Genomic DNA, 14240 nt, shown 5'->3' with positions numbered 1-14240 from the left:
CCCATTCTTTATCACACTTGTCATTGCTTCTTATTGTTCCAAAATAGCTTTTAGCTCTTCTTTCCCCAACTGATTCTTAGCCAGGAGCTGCCTGACAAGAAGGTCGATGGTATTCCGGGACTCTTTGACAATCTCGATGGCCTTTGTAAGCTCCTGTTTCAGCATCTCATTAACTTTCTGCCTTACTTCATCACCCAGTGTTCCATGCTGCATTTCTTTCTCTGAATACACGGCCAATCCGAATTCCTCATCCATTCCGTAACTGCAGATAATACTCCTGGCAATGCCGGTAGCCTGGCGCAGATCACCTGATGCTCCGGTGGAATTACCGTCTTTTTTCCCGTAATAAACGATTTCTGCCGCTTTTCCTCCCAGTGCCGTGCGAATCATGCCCAGCATCTCCTCATAGGTACGGATAGGCCTTTCACCGGAAGACTTCTGCATATAACCCCCATGTCCGCCTCTGGCTGCAATAGTCAGATAACAGGGCAGTTCCCCGTTCTTCCAGCTCAGAAGTGCATGGCCGGCTTCGTGCCTGGCTACACGTTCCAGATATTCCCTTCCCCAGTCTTTCTTTTCTCCGTGCATCGTGAGTTCAAAAGCTTCATCCAGAATCCTGTCTGTGACAGCCGTTCGCATTTTATGAGCATTTCTTTTTGCCAGCTCCACCACAGATTCCAGATTCGCCAGACTCATTCCCACAGAACGTTCCGCAATCTGTTTTAAAATATCTTCTGATATCGCCGCCTGACATTTCCCTGTCTGCAGTTTCAGATACCGGTATCTGGCAGCCTCGTCCGGCAGTCCTACGCGTATCTTCCTGTCAAATCTGCGGGACAGGGCCTGGTCAATCACACCGATTCCCTCTGCCGAACGGTCTACCTCATAATTTGTGGCTGCCAGTACGAATATGGGGCGCCGGGGATCTGTCTTTATGCCATCCATTTCTGTAAGCAGGGCATTCAGTGTTGCCTCCTCTGCTCTTCCGGACTCTCCACCGGTGCGCTGCCGTCCAATCGTGTCTATTTCATCAATAAAAACTACAGAAGGCGCATATTTTCTGGCTTTTCCAAACAGTTCCCGTATGGCTGCCGGACCGGTACCCGTATACTGTTTAACAAAACTGCTGGCCTCCGCTGCCAGAAAAGTCACTCCTGATTCTCCCGCCATAGCTTTTGCCAAAAGTGTCTTTCCTGTACCCGGAGGACCGTACAGCAATACACCTTTTGGGGCAGTCAGCCCTTCTGCCAGGAATCTTCCGGGTTCCTTCAGATACTGTACAAAAAACTTCAGCTCTTCTTTCGCCGGATCTGCCCCAATCACATCCTCAAAACGGACTTTGGGTCTTTCCGCATCAGTCATCACATGTTTCTCATCTCCGGCTGACAGTACCTGCTCCAGGGCAAAATCCCGAAGCCGGATTTTTATGGTTTTTCCGCCTTCCTCAATAATCGGCGCCGTGTCAAAAGTAAGAATTTTAGCCTGTTCCTTCAGCTGCCTGGCCATTCTCTGCATATATGTGGCTTTCGCTATTCTGCGTATCTGTTCTGCTGCACCATCCCCGCTTTTCTGTCCTCCGCGTATCACCCCGCACACGCCTTCTGCTGCAAGCCTGCGCTCCAGCTCTTTATCTATGACAGCTTTCTGCCCGGCTCCTTCCACTTCTCCTTCCATCAAATAAATGGGAAGTTCCGGTATCTGTCTGTGGAGCATCCGGATCCATCCCCTTATTTCTGCCAAATCGGAAGCACCCAATGGTACATGGTCAAAACAGCATATTGTTTTGGACATATCTGCATCCCGGCCGCTTCTGCAAAGAGGCTTCATCTGCAGCACAGCAAACTGTATATTCTGCGCCTCTACGATACCCGCAGCTTCCTCTTCATCTTTCGCTGTATGGATACGCAGCTCTTTCAGTTCCTTTTCCAGATCCTTTTCCCCTGTGCCCAGAAGCAGCATGTCCGTCTGTCCGGGATTCTTGTAAAGCCGCCGAATCTCTTTCTTATCTTCCGGAATCTCGGTGACAAATTTCACGGTCTGAAGCGCGGAAAGGGACTTCTCTATATTTTCTTTTGTAAACAATTCAAACACTTTGCGCAGCTCATCCCGCAGAAAGTTTCCTGCTTTTGCGGACAGGTTCCTGGCATCCGGCTGACCTCCCTGGGCAAAAAGAAGACTTGTAAAAATGCTCTTTTCTCCCACAACTTTTATCTGATATGTATCTTCAAACTGCTTGGCAGCTTTGACAAAGGATTGTTCGCATATATTTTCCAGGTCTTTTGCCTGCAAATGACGGAACATCAGTACATACCCTGTACTCATTCTGGAACAGACTGCCTGAGGAAAGTAGGGAATACCGGTTGCCGGATCCACATCTGCGCCCAAAGCATCCAGTATTTTCTTTGGTGATAAATCTGCCGCATCCGGAGCATCCTCCGCCTCATATATGGTCCTGCCCGCATTCGTGGTAAAGATAATGATAGTGTCTTTGAAGGAGATCTTATTTCCTTCATATAAATCTGTCAGACTTCCTGCATCCAGAATTTGAAGAAAAAGATGAATAACTCCCCTGGAAGCCTTTTCCACTTCATCAAAGAGCAAAACACACCTGGGATTTTTTTCTACGAATTCGGTCAGAATACCTTTTTTCGCATTGTTGTACGTTTTTGCAAATCCTGCCAAATCGCATTCGGAATCCTTGTGTGAATAACCACTCATATCCAGACGTAAAAATGGCAGTTCCATTTCTTTTGCCGCTTCCTCTGCAAGGAATGTCTTACCGACCCCCGGAGGACCTGCGAATAGGAAAATACCGCTGGGTTTTCTCCGCTCCGGGTTGACAGCCTCTGTTATGCCGGCGTTCCAGATTCCGTCTGCAAAAGCATTTACCGCATGTTCCTGCCCATGTACCCGTGCAAGAAGTGTTTCCCTGAGTCTGCCTACTTTATCCACAAGGTGTTGTATCTGCTCTTTCCTGTGTATTTCCACCTCACTCAGGGGGGTTGTATGGTTTATATATGTTTTCAGCACTCTCACCGAAGTCAGCACTCTCTCCCCACACCGTTCCGCACCTGCAATACACAGGGCCAGAAAAAGCTTGCAGCTCTCCTCTGCCCTTTTGTCATCTGCTGTCTCCTGGTTTCCGTGATGCCTGATATAGCGAATAATATCCTCAGCCGGTACTTCCTTCAATACACTGTTCAAATCAAAAACTTCCTGCAGCATCGCATCATCCGGTGCCAAATGCAGATATCCGGCCATAAGCTCTACAGGCATTCCTGCAGCTTTAATAATTTCCAGAAGGATCCGGTCCTCTCCACTGAACCCGGCATTTTCTCTTTTATGATTTTCCGCCATTTTGATGGCATAAAGAAAAACTTTTGAATATTTCATAATATTCTCCCTTAATTTTATTTCAAAGCCTCCAGAATCTGATTTTTAAATTCTCTGGCTGTTGTATAGGTACTGCTCTCTTTCTCTTCCTCTTTGAGCACTTTATCAATTACCTTTGCCAGTCTGACCGGGATTCCGGGGTTTCTGGTCAGGATAGGCTGAACATCATTTTTATAGATATATTCATAAATATCTTTACAGCCGTTTTGGTCGCGCACATACCTTCCTGTAAGAAGATAATAATATGTAGCTGCTGCTGACCATACATCCACCTCAGGCTTTGCGTCCCGATAGTGATTAAGCTGCTTTCTGGAGCAGAATAAGGCGGAGCCGCAGTACTGTCCTGACAATGTAGGTAATCCCCCTGCAGTCTGTCCTGCAAGTTCAAAGGCTTTGGCAAGACCAAAGTCAGAAAGTTTAACCGTGCCGTCCTCTGCCAGCAGTATATTCTGAGGTTTAATGTCTCTGTGCACCACACCTCTTACCTGCCTTTTACCTCCCTTTGATTCCATGATAATCTGCGCATTATGAGCATAATCCAGGGCATCTAATATCTGGCATATGATTTCCGTTGCAAGACGCAGCCCCAATTTGCCTCCATTGTTTGCACACAGATCCTCCAGGCTGCCCCCTTTGCAGTATTCCATAAGAATGTGAAAATCCCTGCCGCTGAAAAGCAGCTGATGGGTTGTTACAATGTTTGGATGCTTCAGCTGCATCATAACAGATGCTTCCCGCATGAACCAGAAGCGTTTCTGGGGATTCGTCTGCGCAGCGGGATGCATGAGCTTTAATGCCATCTGTTTATGGGTTTTTACATCCTCCACTAACTGTACACTGGCAAACCCTCCATGCCCCAGCGTTTTCAATATTCTGAGACCCACAACTGCATTGGCATACTCCCGTTCTGCTTCTTCCTGTTTTTTAATGGCTTCATTGACTATATCGGAAATCTGCATTTTTCCGTCCGGCTTCTCTTCTTCGATATTCACGATGAACTGTTCCCTGTAACCTGCAGTTCCCATACCTATCACGTCACTGTCCTTAAGCCTGACCTCACGGTAGGAGCCTCTTCTTCCCTCCTCCGCTGACATGCCGTCCTCTCTTTTTCCGATGATCCTGCCGTTTACATAGGTTCCGTTAAGGCTTCCCATATCTCTGACAATGACATATGGAGGGTCAATTTTAAAAAATGTATTAAACCTGGAAATCCTGTCGTTACCTGTTACATTTATTTTATTTACAATGGTTCTGTCTTCTTTTGCCGTTCTTCCGATGATTGCTGTATCTACGCAATGAAATGTCCATGTCTGTCTCTTCAGACTTCCTTCTATACATTTGATGGTTACCATATCACTCATGATTCTTCCTCCTCCATATCTGTTTGTTATCTTATTGGTAACTGTTCCGTACTCCCGCCTTTGGCGATGGAATTTTTACCGCTGCTGAATAGTAACTATTATTGTACCATATACAAATTTACTCATATCATTACTTTCAGGCAGATCACGGAAATATTATCTCTTCCTCCGGCAGAATTTGCTGCCTGAATCAAACCTGTACATATTTTTTCCGGCTTCTTTCTGTTTCTGATTATTTTAAGCATCCGGGAGTCCTTCACAAGCCCATGAAGGCCGTCACTGCAGAGTAGAATGGTCTCTCCCGGTTTGGTATCCGTAACAGTTACGTCTGCTGTGGCCGGACTCTGCATCCCCACATATCGTGTAAGCATGGAAGAGAAATGCTCTCTTTTTATCTCTGTTTCAGACATATCTCCATGCTCCCGGGCAGCCTGTGCAAAATTATGGTCTACTGTAACCTGACGCATTTTCGTATCATAGCGGACAATTCTATATCCCCTGCTGTCACCCATGTGAATCCAGATGGCCTTCCCGCCTAGAAGCATGACACCTGTAAAAGTGGCACCGTACTGGATAGCTCCATGGCAATTCCCCTTTTCATAAATTTTATTGCTGACCTCCTCCAATCCCTGTCTGAGTTCTTCTGCTGCCCGGTTCACATCCTGATGTTCTATATAGTTTTTCCGTACCTCTTTTGCCACCACAAGCATTGTCTTAACCGCTAATTCTGCTGTAAGCGTCCCATACAAAACGCCTCCCATTCCATCCGCCACCGCAAAAAATTCTGCCGCCCGGGAACAAAGAATCCTGTCCTGGTTTTCTGTTCTTACTTTTCCTATATCTGTTCTTACAGCCGCCAATACTCCGCATTGTTTTTTCATCTTCATAATTCCTGCCTGTCCTTTCTTATCACTGACTGTTTCTATGGATTCTTCTGATTCAATCTCTTTTTATTTCAGACTTACCGCCTTTTACCTGCGTACCACTTCCCCATACTCGTGTGTGGCCTTCATCGTTTTGGGAAAAATCATCCATGATATTTGCCCTGGATATCCTGCAGGCTACATTTCCAAGATAAAGTGTCATCCTGTCTTCCAAATCTATCTGATATACTTTCTTATTCTTATAATATACACCATTCCTGGAACCGCAGTCTTTTAGAAAAAAACCTTTTTCATCACTGGCAATAACCGCATGCTTTTCTGACACATAGGAACTCCTGATTCTCAGGTCACACATCCTCCCCCTTCCTATATAGAACCCTTTCGTTCCCACATCACCGATTTCCTTTCGCTTTACCACATTTCCCTTCGAATCCAATACTTCTATTTTCCAGAACCCCATAATGTGTGTCTCCATCATTCTGTCTTTTACTTCCTGAAACTCCTCCCCGAGCTCTCCCATCTCCGGCGGAATTTTTCCCAGCCCACCGCATACCCGGGTGATCACAAAAATAATCACTCCCAATATTAAAATAACGGTTATCTGACCTAATAAACTTGACATGCTCCTTACCTCCTGTGTGGATTATTTTTTAACTATCCTCATTATATCTCTTTTGATTACAGGACTTTATTTATAAATAACCACCTAAAAAAAGAGGCGCCCCCCGGCAGCCTCTTTTCCGTAATTGTTCCTTAATTTTTTTTATTTAACTCCCTGATTTCCTCCATCTTTTCCTTCATTTCCTCTTCGCTCCAAAAGGGAAGCTGCATATAAGAAGCCTCTTTGTGTTTCTCTTCAAATGCTTTGGAGTAATTTGCCTGCTGCTCCACAGGCACTCCCACAAACCAAAGCCCCTTTGTATAAGAGGATTCCATGATTGCTGAGTAATCCAGATCCTCTGTATAACTGATAATTACTCTGTCCTGACTGCTATTCACCTTTTGAAGACTGGTGAGGGGAGTATAGTCAGCTATTGGATTGCCTTGAAGGGCAAGCACTTTATACTCGATGCCTGCGGGAAGTCCGGAAATATCCGTTATCCGGTTCTGATCCAGCAGAAGCCCCTCCACGTCTGTTCCAAGTGCGCTCAAAACCGTAATATCCTGTATCCGATTTCCTCCCAAATCCATATAAGACAGTTCCTTGCTGTCCTTCACCGCTGTGATATCTTCTATCTGATTTCCCCGGACAGACAGTATCTTCAGATTCCATTTCTTCTCAAGTCCTGCAAGGGACGAAAGCTGATTGTTATCTGCCCTTATTTCGGACAGCTTCTGACATTCTGCCAAAGGTTCCAAAGTCGTAATCTGATTATCCGAAATTCTCAGGGTCATAAGCTCAGTAAAGGAATTATCTAAGGCGGAGATATCCGCAATCCGGTTTTTTTCCAGATTCAAATATTCTAACTTACTGCAGCTTCTGATTGGGCTGATATCCGTAATCCGGTTCCTGTCAAGTTCCAGGTTCACAAGTCTTGTCATTTCCGAAAGGACGGAAACATCCTGAATCTGGTTTTCCCCTAAATCCAGCAGCCGCAATTCCCTGCATCCGTTCAATGGTGACATATCCGAGACCTGATTGCCTCTCAGCCGCACTGAGCTGAGGTCCTGACAGAACGTCAAAGGGGTAATGTCTGTAATTCCGGCCTGGCCTGTTTCTTCTGTCCGGCTTACATTTAATTCTTTTAATTTTCCACATGCCTCCAATGCTGACAGATCATCTATGCCTGAGTTTTCTCCGCTAAACCTGGTAAGATTCGTACAATATCCTATGAAGGACCAGTCACACCCCTGTATAAATGTATTGTCCAGCTCCAGAGTGCGAAGATTTCCCATCCCTTTCAAAAATTCCAGGGTACGAATCCCCTTTGTATCGGACAAAACCAATGTATCCAGGCCGGTAAATCCCGCAAGAGAAGCACCAACCTCCGATAAATCAGCATAATTTATCCTTAATTTTTCAATCTGAGGATAACTGCCGTCCGCAAATATCTGCCCGTTAAGACTCTGAAAATTTTCCCGGTCTCCGATTATCTCCAGATATTTCAGATTCTCCAGCTTCTCCAGGGGTTTCAGCGAAGTAAATCCGATACAGTCTCTGATCCGGATCTGCTCCAGATTCTCCATAGCAGCCATCCCTTGGATTGCCTGATCATCCAGCCTGCAGGATTCAAGATACAGAGATGTCCTTTTCTTGTCTTTTCCCACTTGTTTCAGTATCTCCGGTGTTACTGTCATATCCCGTATGAGAGATGACATATCTGTATACTTATAAGGATTGGCTCTCCACGCAGTGATAATACTGATCAGTATTATAAATAGTATAAGCCCTGCTGTTCCCATTAGAAAAAATCTTTTATTTCCGAATATTCTCTCTCTTTTTCTTTTTAGTTCGTATATTTTTGTATCCGCTTCTGAGCTCTCTTCGTTTTTTGCTTCTATGGCCTCTGCTTCTGCACTCTTTTCTTTCTCATTCTCCCATCCCTCTCCCCCTACTGTAACCAGATCTTCTGAAAAGTTCTCCGCTCCTCTTTCCCCGGCAGTTCTTTCCTGTTCCCCCAAAGCAATTTGTATTTTGTCAAGCAGTTCCTCCATGGACTGTATACGGTCCTCCCTGCGTACTGCCATTCCTTTCATCAGCACCTCTTCCAGTGCGGGAGCAATCTCCACGCCAAGGTCAGAAGGCCTGGAAATCCGGTCCTCGTGCAAGCGCTGCAGGCTGTATTGGGGGGTAACCCCGGTTATGCATTTATAGATTGTGGCACACATTGCATATACATCGGTCCATGGTCCCTGATCATGACCACCTCTGCACTGCTCTTCCGGAGCATAACCCGGTTTATAAATGATACTGAGCGTCCCCTCTGCATTTTCCACATCCCTGGCCGCCCCAAAGTCCAGCAGTTTTATCTCATTTCCTTCCAGCACCATAATATTGTCCGGACTGATATCCCTGTGTATCAACCCTTTTTTGTGAATCTTCTCCAAAACCCGCATTACCGGTTTCATGTAATCAAGAGCCAGAAAAACGGGCAGCCTTCCGTACTTTTCTATATATTTTTCTAAGGTAATACCATCCAGATACTCCATGACAATATAGACTGTCTGATTGGCTTCAAAATAATCTCTTACATTTACAATACCCGGATTACCGGCAAGCCTGGCCATGGTTCTGGCTTCCTCCAAAAATCTCTGTTTCTCTTTTTCCGAAACATAACTCTGCTTTTTATATTCTTTGACTGCTACCGGCATCTTCAGAACCAAATCCTGCGCCAGATATGTAGTCCCAAAACCACCGGAACCGATCACTTTCTGAATCTCATATTTTTCATTCACAACGGTTCCCAATGGCAATCTTCCCAGTATAGCTTCATCCAACACTTTTTCCCCCTCACACTGTCTCAACATGCAATGTTCTATGGTACATCATAAAACTTTTTTTAATCATACTATATTTTTCACGCCTGTTCCATATATTTCTATTATCTGCTATACAATTTATCATACATATTCATGACCGCTCCTTTTAATTGGATTCCGTATCCGCTCTCCTCCAGTTTACAGGCAGCCACCACATAATCCTCATTGAATGTGACCAGATAGCACTTGTTTTTATCACCGGCCACTTCTGCCGTCCCGCTCTTTGCACAAATTCCGTATTCTGTCATTCCGTAATACTGACCTGCTGTTACCTGCATAAGATTTTTTAATGTTTCAGCGTTTTCTTTACGAAGGGGAATCGCCAGTTCTTCTTCCTTTCCCTTATACAGTGTCTTTCCGTCCAGAGTAATCTCGTCAACCAGGTAGGGGCGCAGCATGACGCCTCCGTTTCCAATACTCTGGGCTATCATTGCCAGATGAAGAGGCGTCACCAGAGTTTTTCCCTGACCGTAACCGGTATCTGCGATCAGGGCCTCACTGTAATCCCCCATATCCAGATGTGATTCCAGTGTAGTAAAATCCAGTTCTATATCCTGCCCGATCAGATACTGAGACGCTTTCCTCTCCAAAGTGCTTCCCCCAATCCTGAGAGCCATAGTGCCGAAATATACATTTGAGGAATTACCTAAAGCTTCCTGCAATGCAATGGTACCAAAAGCCGCATTTCCACTGTTTTTCACCACATGACCTCCAAGGACCGTATTTCCCTTATCTTCTATGATATCTTTTTCAAGCCCTTGCTCTAAAAGGGCAGCAGCGGTAACCATTTTAAACGTACTCCCCGGTTCTGCTGCATCCTTAAACCCATTTGGGAGGAAAAACCCCTCCGTCTGATTCCACTCCTCCATGTGGTCAGCAATCTGATTCGCATTAAATTCTACTGTTTTTGAGGAAGCTAAAGCAAGTATTCTGCCGGTACGGATATCCAGAACTATCATAGAACCTTCCATCCCTTCAATGAGGCTGTATGCCTTTTCCTGAATCTGATGGTTTAAGGTAAGTGTTATATCTGCTCCCTTTTTATTTTCTCCCTGCATATAAAGATAGCTCTCATATCTTCCCCGCAGCCCATATTTGCCATAAACCGGGTCATTATACCCAAGAAGCCAGGAGTAAGATTCCGGATAAAACAAAGTACCGCTTTTCCCCGGCTCTGTTCCCTGGGAAAGAATAGTTTTGCTGCTATCCCAAATCGCACCTTCTATGGTCTCCTGACGATACATATTTTTTAATGTACTCTTCTTTAGTTCATCTGTGCCGGTGTTGAGCCCTTTAACTGCAGAGGTTCTTCCCATAAGAAAATAGCAGAATACCACCACCAAGGCCAGGATAACTGCCAGCAATACTTTAGTTCTCTCTAATAACTTTTTCTTCTCCATATCTTTCCCTCTCCTCTTTTCCATTTGCTTTTCTTCCAAAGTTTCTGTGGTCTGTACTGCCACACCCCAGGTACAAAATCAGCGCTGCCATCATAAATGCGGCCATAAGTGCTGTTCCCCCATTACTGACAAATGCAATCGGAACTCCTGTCATCAGGAAGAAACCTGTGGAGCCCAGAATCATGAGCATAGATTCTGCAAACAAATAATAGACACATCCAACCACAATACCGGTATTTTTCCCTGATTCTGCCCCAAGATAAAGTTTAATACCTTCCACCAACAATGCCAAAAACAACAAAACCATAAGAATTCCAACTGCCAGTCCCATATGCAGCAATATGGATGTAAAAATGTAATCAGAATCCTCCACAGGTATCTTAACCGGATAGTCACTGCCAAACCAACCGCCCAGAGCCATGGCTTCTCTGGCTTTCATTCCCTGGTATCCGGTCCCCAGAGGATCATTCTCCGGATGCAGCCATATAGTAATTCTGGACTGGATTTTTATGACCATGCTACAGCACTTTTGTAAAAACGCAGAGATATCTGCCCTGCCATTGGCATACCAGAGAATCCCTGCACCAATACCTGCTCCTGTAATTCCCACACCTGCAAAAGAAACCAAAAGACCCAATAAAAAACGCCACGATTTTAAAAACAAAATGCAATAAACACCATAAACCAGAAGCATGAGCAGAAAAGATCCCATCTCGCTGATACCTACGGAAAATAATAAATTGATGCCCAGATATCCTCCCGAGACCAGCAGTTTCATCCAGTCTTTCAACTCCATACAACAGAAAATCATTGTATTCACATACACAAACAGTATTTTTATAAATTCTGTTGGCTGGATGGAAAACGCTCCAAATGTAATCCATGCCCGCGTTCCCTGGGCATCTGTTCCCAAAATCAGCAGTACAAGATAAATCATCACTGTGGCAAGCACAGCAGACACAAGTATTTTTTCAGGTTTCCAGATACTGAGCCATTTGTAATGGGTAAATATCATAATTCCTGCTGCCGCCACTGATGCAAGAAATATAATCTGTTCTTTTACCGCATAAGATGAAGATTCATTCTGGATGATACACTGCATGGCAATTCCCATATACAACAGTAAAATGCAGAAAACAGGAAATTTGAAACTTGTTTTATGATAAAATGAAAATATAAGGGCAAGAGCTGTCACTGCCAGCATAGGCAGAAACAACGCCAGATAATGCTCCAGGCTTCCTCCTCTTGCTTTCACAAAAAAAACCGTTACCGTTTCTGCGCCTAACAGGGACAGCATTATTCTGCTAAATGCTGGATTTCTTACTGCGGATTCTATTTTTCTTCTCATATTGCAACCTCCCGGCCTCATTGCCTGTGTTTTCATTTCTTTTATATTTATTATATATAATTTATTTTGAGGTTCTGTTTTTATTTGACCACTTTACCCGGTGCATGTTTATGCACTGTACTCTGAATAGGTACGGAACAGGGGGAAGGAAATTTTTACACAACAAAAAGCCCGCAGAACCTAAGTTCTACGGGCATCTTATGCTCGGATACAATATACCATATGGTACTCTATGTGATAAAATGTCAGTAAATTCTTTTAAAACATTTTTTTGCGGTATTCTTTCTGATCACCTTTCTGATAAGCAGTATGAGCAAAAAATAAACTGCACATACTATAATCCCCGCAACACAACTCCATGACGCCAATACATACCAAAGACTTTTTACTCTTTGAATTTGATAATTGGCTATCTCTCCCCGTTCGAGAACCGTAAGCCCTAATACAGCAATTGGGAAACATGCACCCAAAATAAAAGCTATAACTGCCCCCAAAGCCGTCAGCGCTTTTTGATAAAATCTAACTTTTTTTAAAGGATTATTTTTTAATTCAACATCAGAAGTTTGAACATCTATCTGCATTTTCATAGCATCCATCTTTTTTTTACAATCTTTGCATTGGCTTAAATGTCTATCAATATCCTTTTTCGTTTGTTCCGATAATATATCATCCTGATACAGCGGTAATAGATCCGAAATAATATAACATGGAAGCTCTTTATTCATCTTTCAAAATCTCCTTTACAATTTTTTGTTTTCCCCTAAAGAAAGTGACCCTTGTCCAGTTTTCTGTTTTGCCTATAATCTCTCCGATTTCAGCAAAAGATAAATTGCTGATCAACCTCAGATACATGACTTCACGCACCGGCTCATTCAAATCATGTATCAACTGTAAAATCTCTTTTTGTTCCCATTGAACATTTATATCTTTTTTATCTTCTATTTCCAGGATATCATCCTCTATGGATAAAATCTCCTGATGTTTTCTTACATATTTCAGCCAAACATTTTTAGCGATTCCACACAACCATGTCAATATGGAGCTATTCCCCTTAAACCGGTCAATACATTGAACAGCTTGAAAAAAAGTCTCCTGCGTAAGCTCTTCTGCAAGATGTTCATTATTTGTCTTACTCAATAAAAACAAAAATACTTTTTTTGAATACATCTCGTATATTTCTTCTATCGACTGCACGTTTACCCTCCCCTCCTTCTACTCGTTAGTACCAAATTCTCCTATTTTGTTACAACCTTATATTATATTTTTACACAACAGAAAAACCCCGGAAACCTTACGGTTCCGGGGCATCTTATGCTTGGACACAATGTACCATAGATACGAATCTATATTTAGATTATATTACTCGATGATTGCAGCAACACGGCCTGAACCAACAGTACGTCCACCTTCACATTTTAATCTGACCCAAAACGCGGACCTTTAAGGACAGTTTTTATCCTAATCGCTGCTATTACCGCTATTTTTACGAATTATAATGTGCCACCGCAATTTTTTTAGAACCATATTTGAACCACGGCTTATATCACTATACCTCTGTTCTGCTCCAGATAGATCCTTACACTAACCACAATGTCCTCAGCAGAATGTAATTGCTCCGCAGTCTCATCTAATGAAGCAATGTAGAAATCATCATAATCGCTGGCTTCTCTTTTCCGTTTTAGGCGCCCCAGCTTTCTCCCAATCTCTCTAGGAAAAATATCTGTAGCCACAAAATACTGATTAAAATATGCAACCGCATCTTTGTGTCTTTTAAAATCAACCTCCCCCAAAGCTAATACTGCCTTTATTGCATAAAATGCAGCATAATAGCCCCGATTAATAGCATCCTTATAATGTCGGTTTTCCATACACAATTTTGCTGTTTCTAAAGTCTCCAACGCGGTCCGATACCTGTATATGCATAAATCTTCCGCTTTGCTATCCATTTATCACTACCCCTTCATCTCTTACATTTCTGTAGAAAGGCAAAGTGTCCACCCAATATTCATACTGTGCTTCATTCTTTATTATCGGAGAAATATCTATGCCCGTCTCGATTTCTATTTCAAAGGCTATATCATACACATCATTTTCAATCCGCTTAATTTCCGAATCACTCATTTTAACCAATATCATTAAATCCACATCGGAAAAATCATGATTATCCCCCCGAGCATAGGAACCATAAAGAATCACCTTCGATAAGCTGCTGCCCAACAGCTTTCTCAACTGCAAAGAAAACTTATATACTACATTCCTTACATCATCTGGCATATCACATCCTCCTTTCATTTTTATTATATCCCATCCAATTTCCTTTGTATACAAGAATATATGATCATCTTACTAATGCCGCTTGTCCAACAATAACAAT

The 14240-nt window shown here is 43.4% G+C and carries 11 protein-coding genes; all 11 read right to left on the bottom strand.

Features of this window, described 5'->3' with window-relative positions:
- Positions 1-30: 30 nt before the first annotated feature.
- On the bottom strand, positions 31-3393 hold the full coding sequence (locus WMO65_RS15695) for an AAA family ATPase (protein WP_148391869.1): 3363 nt from the start codon (positions 3391-3393) through the stop codon (positions 31-33).
- Between the two features lie 17 nt (positions 3394-3410).
- Positions 3411-4754 (bottom strand): protein kinase domain-containing protein, encoded by a 1344-nt coding sequence (locus WMO65_RS15690; protein ID WP_148391868.1) that lies wholly within the window; start codon positions 4752-4754, stop codon positions 3411-3413.
- Positions 4755-4876: 122 nt separating this feature from the next.
- On the bottom strand, positions 4877-5641 hold the full coding sequence (locus tag WMO65_RS15685; RefSeq protein ID WP_148391867.1) for a PP2C family protein-serine/threonine phosphatase: 765 nt from the start codon (positions 5639-5641) through the stop codon (positions 4877-4879).
- Positions 5642-5693: 52 nt separating this feature from the next.
- The gene (locus WMO65_RS15680; RefSeq protein WP_148391866.1) at positions 5694-6260 is read right to left on the bottom strand and encodes an FHA domain-containing protein; all 567 of its coding nucleotides are present in this window, start codon (positions 6258-6260) and stop codon (positions 5694-5696) included.
- Between the two features lie 131 nt (positions 6261-6391).
- A complete protein-coding gene (locus WMO65_RS15675) occupies positions 6392-9076 on the bottom strand; it encodes a leucine-rich repeat domain-containing protein (protein WP_187370543.1) in 2685 nt (894 codons plus the stop codon).
- Positions 9077-9180: 104 nt separating this feature from the next.
- The gene (locus WMO65_RS15670) at positions 9181-10518 is read right to left on the bottom strand and encodes a penicillin-binding transpeptidase domain-containing protein (protein WP_033139940.1); all 1338 of its coding nucleotides are present in this window, start codon (positions 10516-10518) and stop codon (positions 9181-9183) included.
- Positions 10487-11866: an FtsW/RodA/SpoVE family cell cycle protein gene (locus WMO65_RS15665; RefSeq protein WP_187370542.1), complete on the bottom strand. Its 1380-nt coding sequence runs from the start codon at positions 11864-11866 to the stop codon at positions 10487-10489. The genes WMO65_RS15670 and WMO65_RS15665 overlap by 32 nt, the downstream gene beginning before the upstream one ends.
- A 245-nt stretch (positions 11867-12111) precedes the next feature.
- Positions 12112-12591: a zf-HC2 domain-containing protein gene (locus tag WMO65_RS15660; RefSeq protein WP_148391863.1), complete on the bottom strand. Its 480-nt coding sequence runs from the start codon at positions 12589-12591 to the stop codon at positions 12112-12114.
- Positions 12584-13033: an RNA polymerase sigma factor gene (locus tag WMO65_RS15655; protein WP_207727897.1), complete on the bottom strand. Its 450-nt coding sequence runs from the start codon at positions 13031-13033 to the stop codon at positions 12584-12586. The genes WMO65_RS15660 and WMO65_RS15655 overlap by 8 nt, the downstream gene beginning before the upstream one ends.
- A gap of 371 nt (positions 13034-13404) precedes the next feature.
- Positions 13405-13812 carry a HEPN domain-containing protein gene (locus WMO65_RS15650; protein ID WP_033139944.1) on the bottom strand — a complete coding sequence of 136 codons (408 nt, stop codon included), beginning with the start codon at positions 13810-13812 and terminating at the stop codon, positions 13405-13407.
- Positions 13805-14140 (bottom strand): nucleotidyltransferase domain-containing protein, encoded by a 336-nt coding sequence (locus WMO65_RS15645; protein ID WP_033139945.1) that lies wholly within the window; start codon positions 14138-14140, stop codon positions 13805-13807. The genes WMO65_RS15650 and WMO65_RS15645 overlap by 8 nt, the downstream gene beginning before the upstream one ends.
- Between the last annotated feature and the right edge of the window lie 100 nt (positions 14141-14240).

Source organism: Blautia caccae, assembly GCF_040095955.1.
Lineage (GTDB): Bacteria > Bacillota > Clostridia > Lachnospirales > Lachnospiraceae > Blautia > Blautia celeris.
The sequence above is the reverse complement of the archived record's forward strand: the minus strand, read 5'-3'. Positions and strand labels throughout refer to the sequence as shown.

Coding starts and splice junctions, on each gene's coding strand:
- WMO65_RS15660 (WP_148391863.1), bottom strand. CDS start 12,591: ATGAATAAAGAGCTTCCATGTTATATTATTTCGGATCTATTACCGCTG.
- WMO65_RS15650 (WP_033139944.1), bottom strand. CDS start 13,812: ATGGATAGCAAAGCGGAAGATTTATGCATATACAGGTATCGGACCGCG.
- WMO65_RS15645 (WP_033139945.1), bottom strand. CDS start 14,140: ATGCCAGATGATGTAAGGAATGTAGTATATAAGTTTTCTTTGCAGTTG.
- WMO65_RS15665 (WP_187370542.1), bottom strand. CDS start 11,866: ATGAGAAGAAAAATAGAATCCGCAGTAAGAAATCCAGCATTTAGCAGA.
- WMO65_RS15690 (WP_148391868.1), bottom strand. CDS start 4,754: ATGAGTGATATGGTAACCATCAAATGTATAGAAGGAAGTCTGAAGAGA.
- WMO65_RS15680 (WP_148391866.1), bottom strand. CDS start 6,260: ATGTCAAGTTTATTAGGTCAGATAACCGTTATTTTAATATTGGGAGTG.
- WMO65_RS15670 (WP_033139940.1), bottom strand. CDS start 10,518: ATGGAGAAGAAAAAGTTATTAGAGAGAACTAAAGTATTGCTGGCAGTT.
- WMO65_RS15685 (WP_148391867.1), bottom strand. CDS start 5,641: ATGAAGATGAAAAAACAATGCGGAGTATTGGCGGCTGTAAGAACAGAT.
- WMO65_RS15655 (WP_207727897.1), bottom strand. CDS start 13,033: ATGTATTCAAAAAAAGTATTTTTGTTTTTATTGAGTAAGACAAATAAT.
- WMO65_RS15695 (WP_148391869.1), bottom strand. CDS start 3,393: ATGAAATATTCAAAAGTTTTTCTTTATGCCATCAAAATGGCGGAAAAT.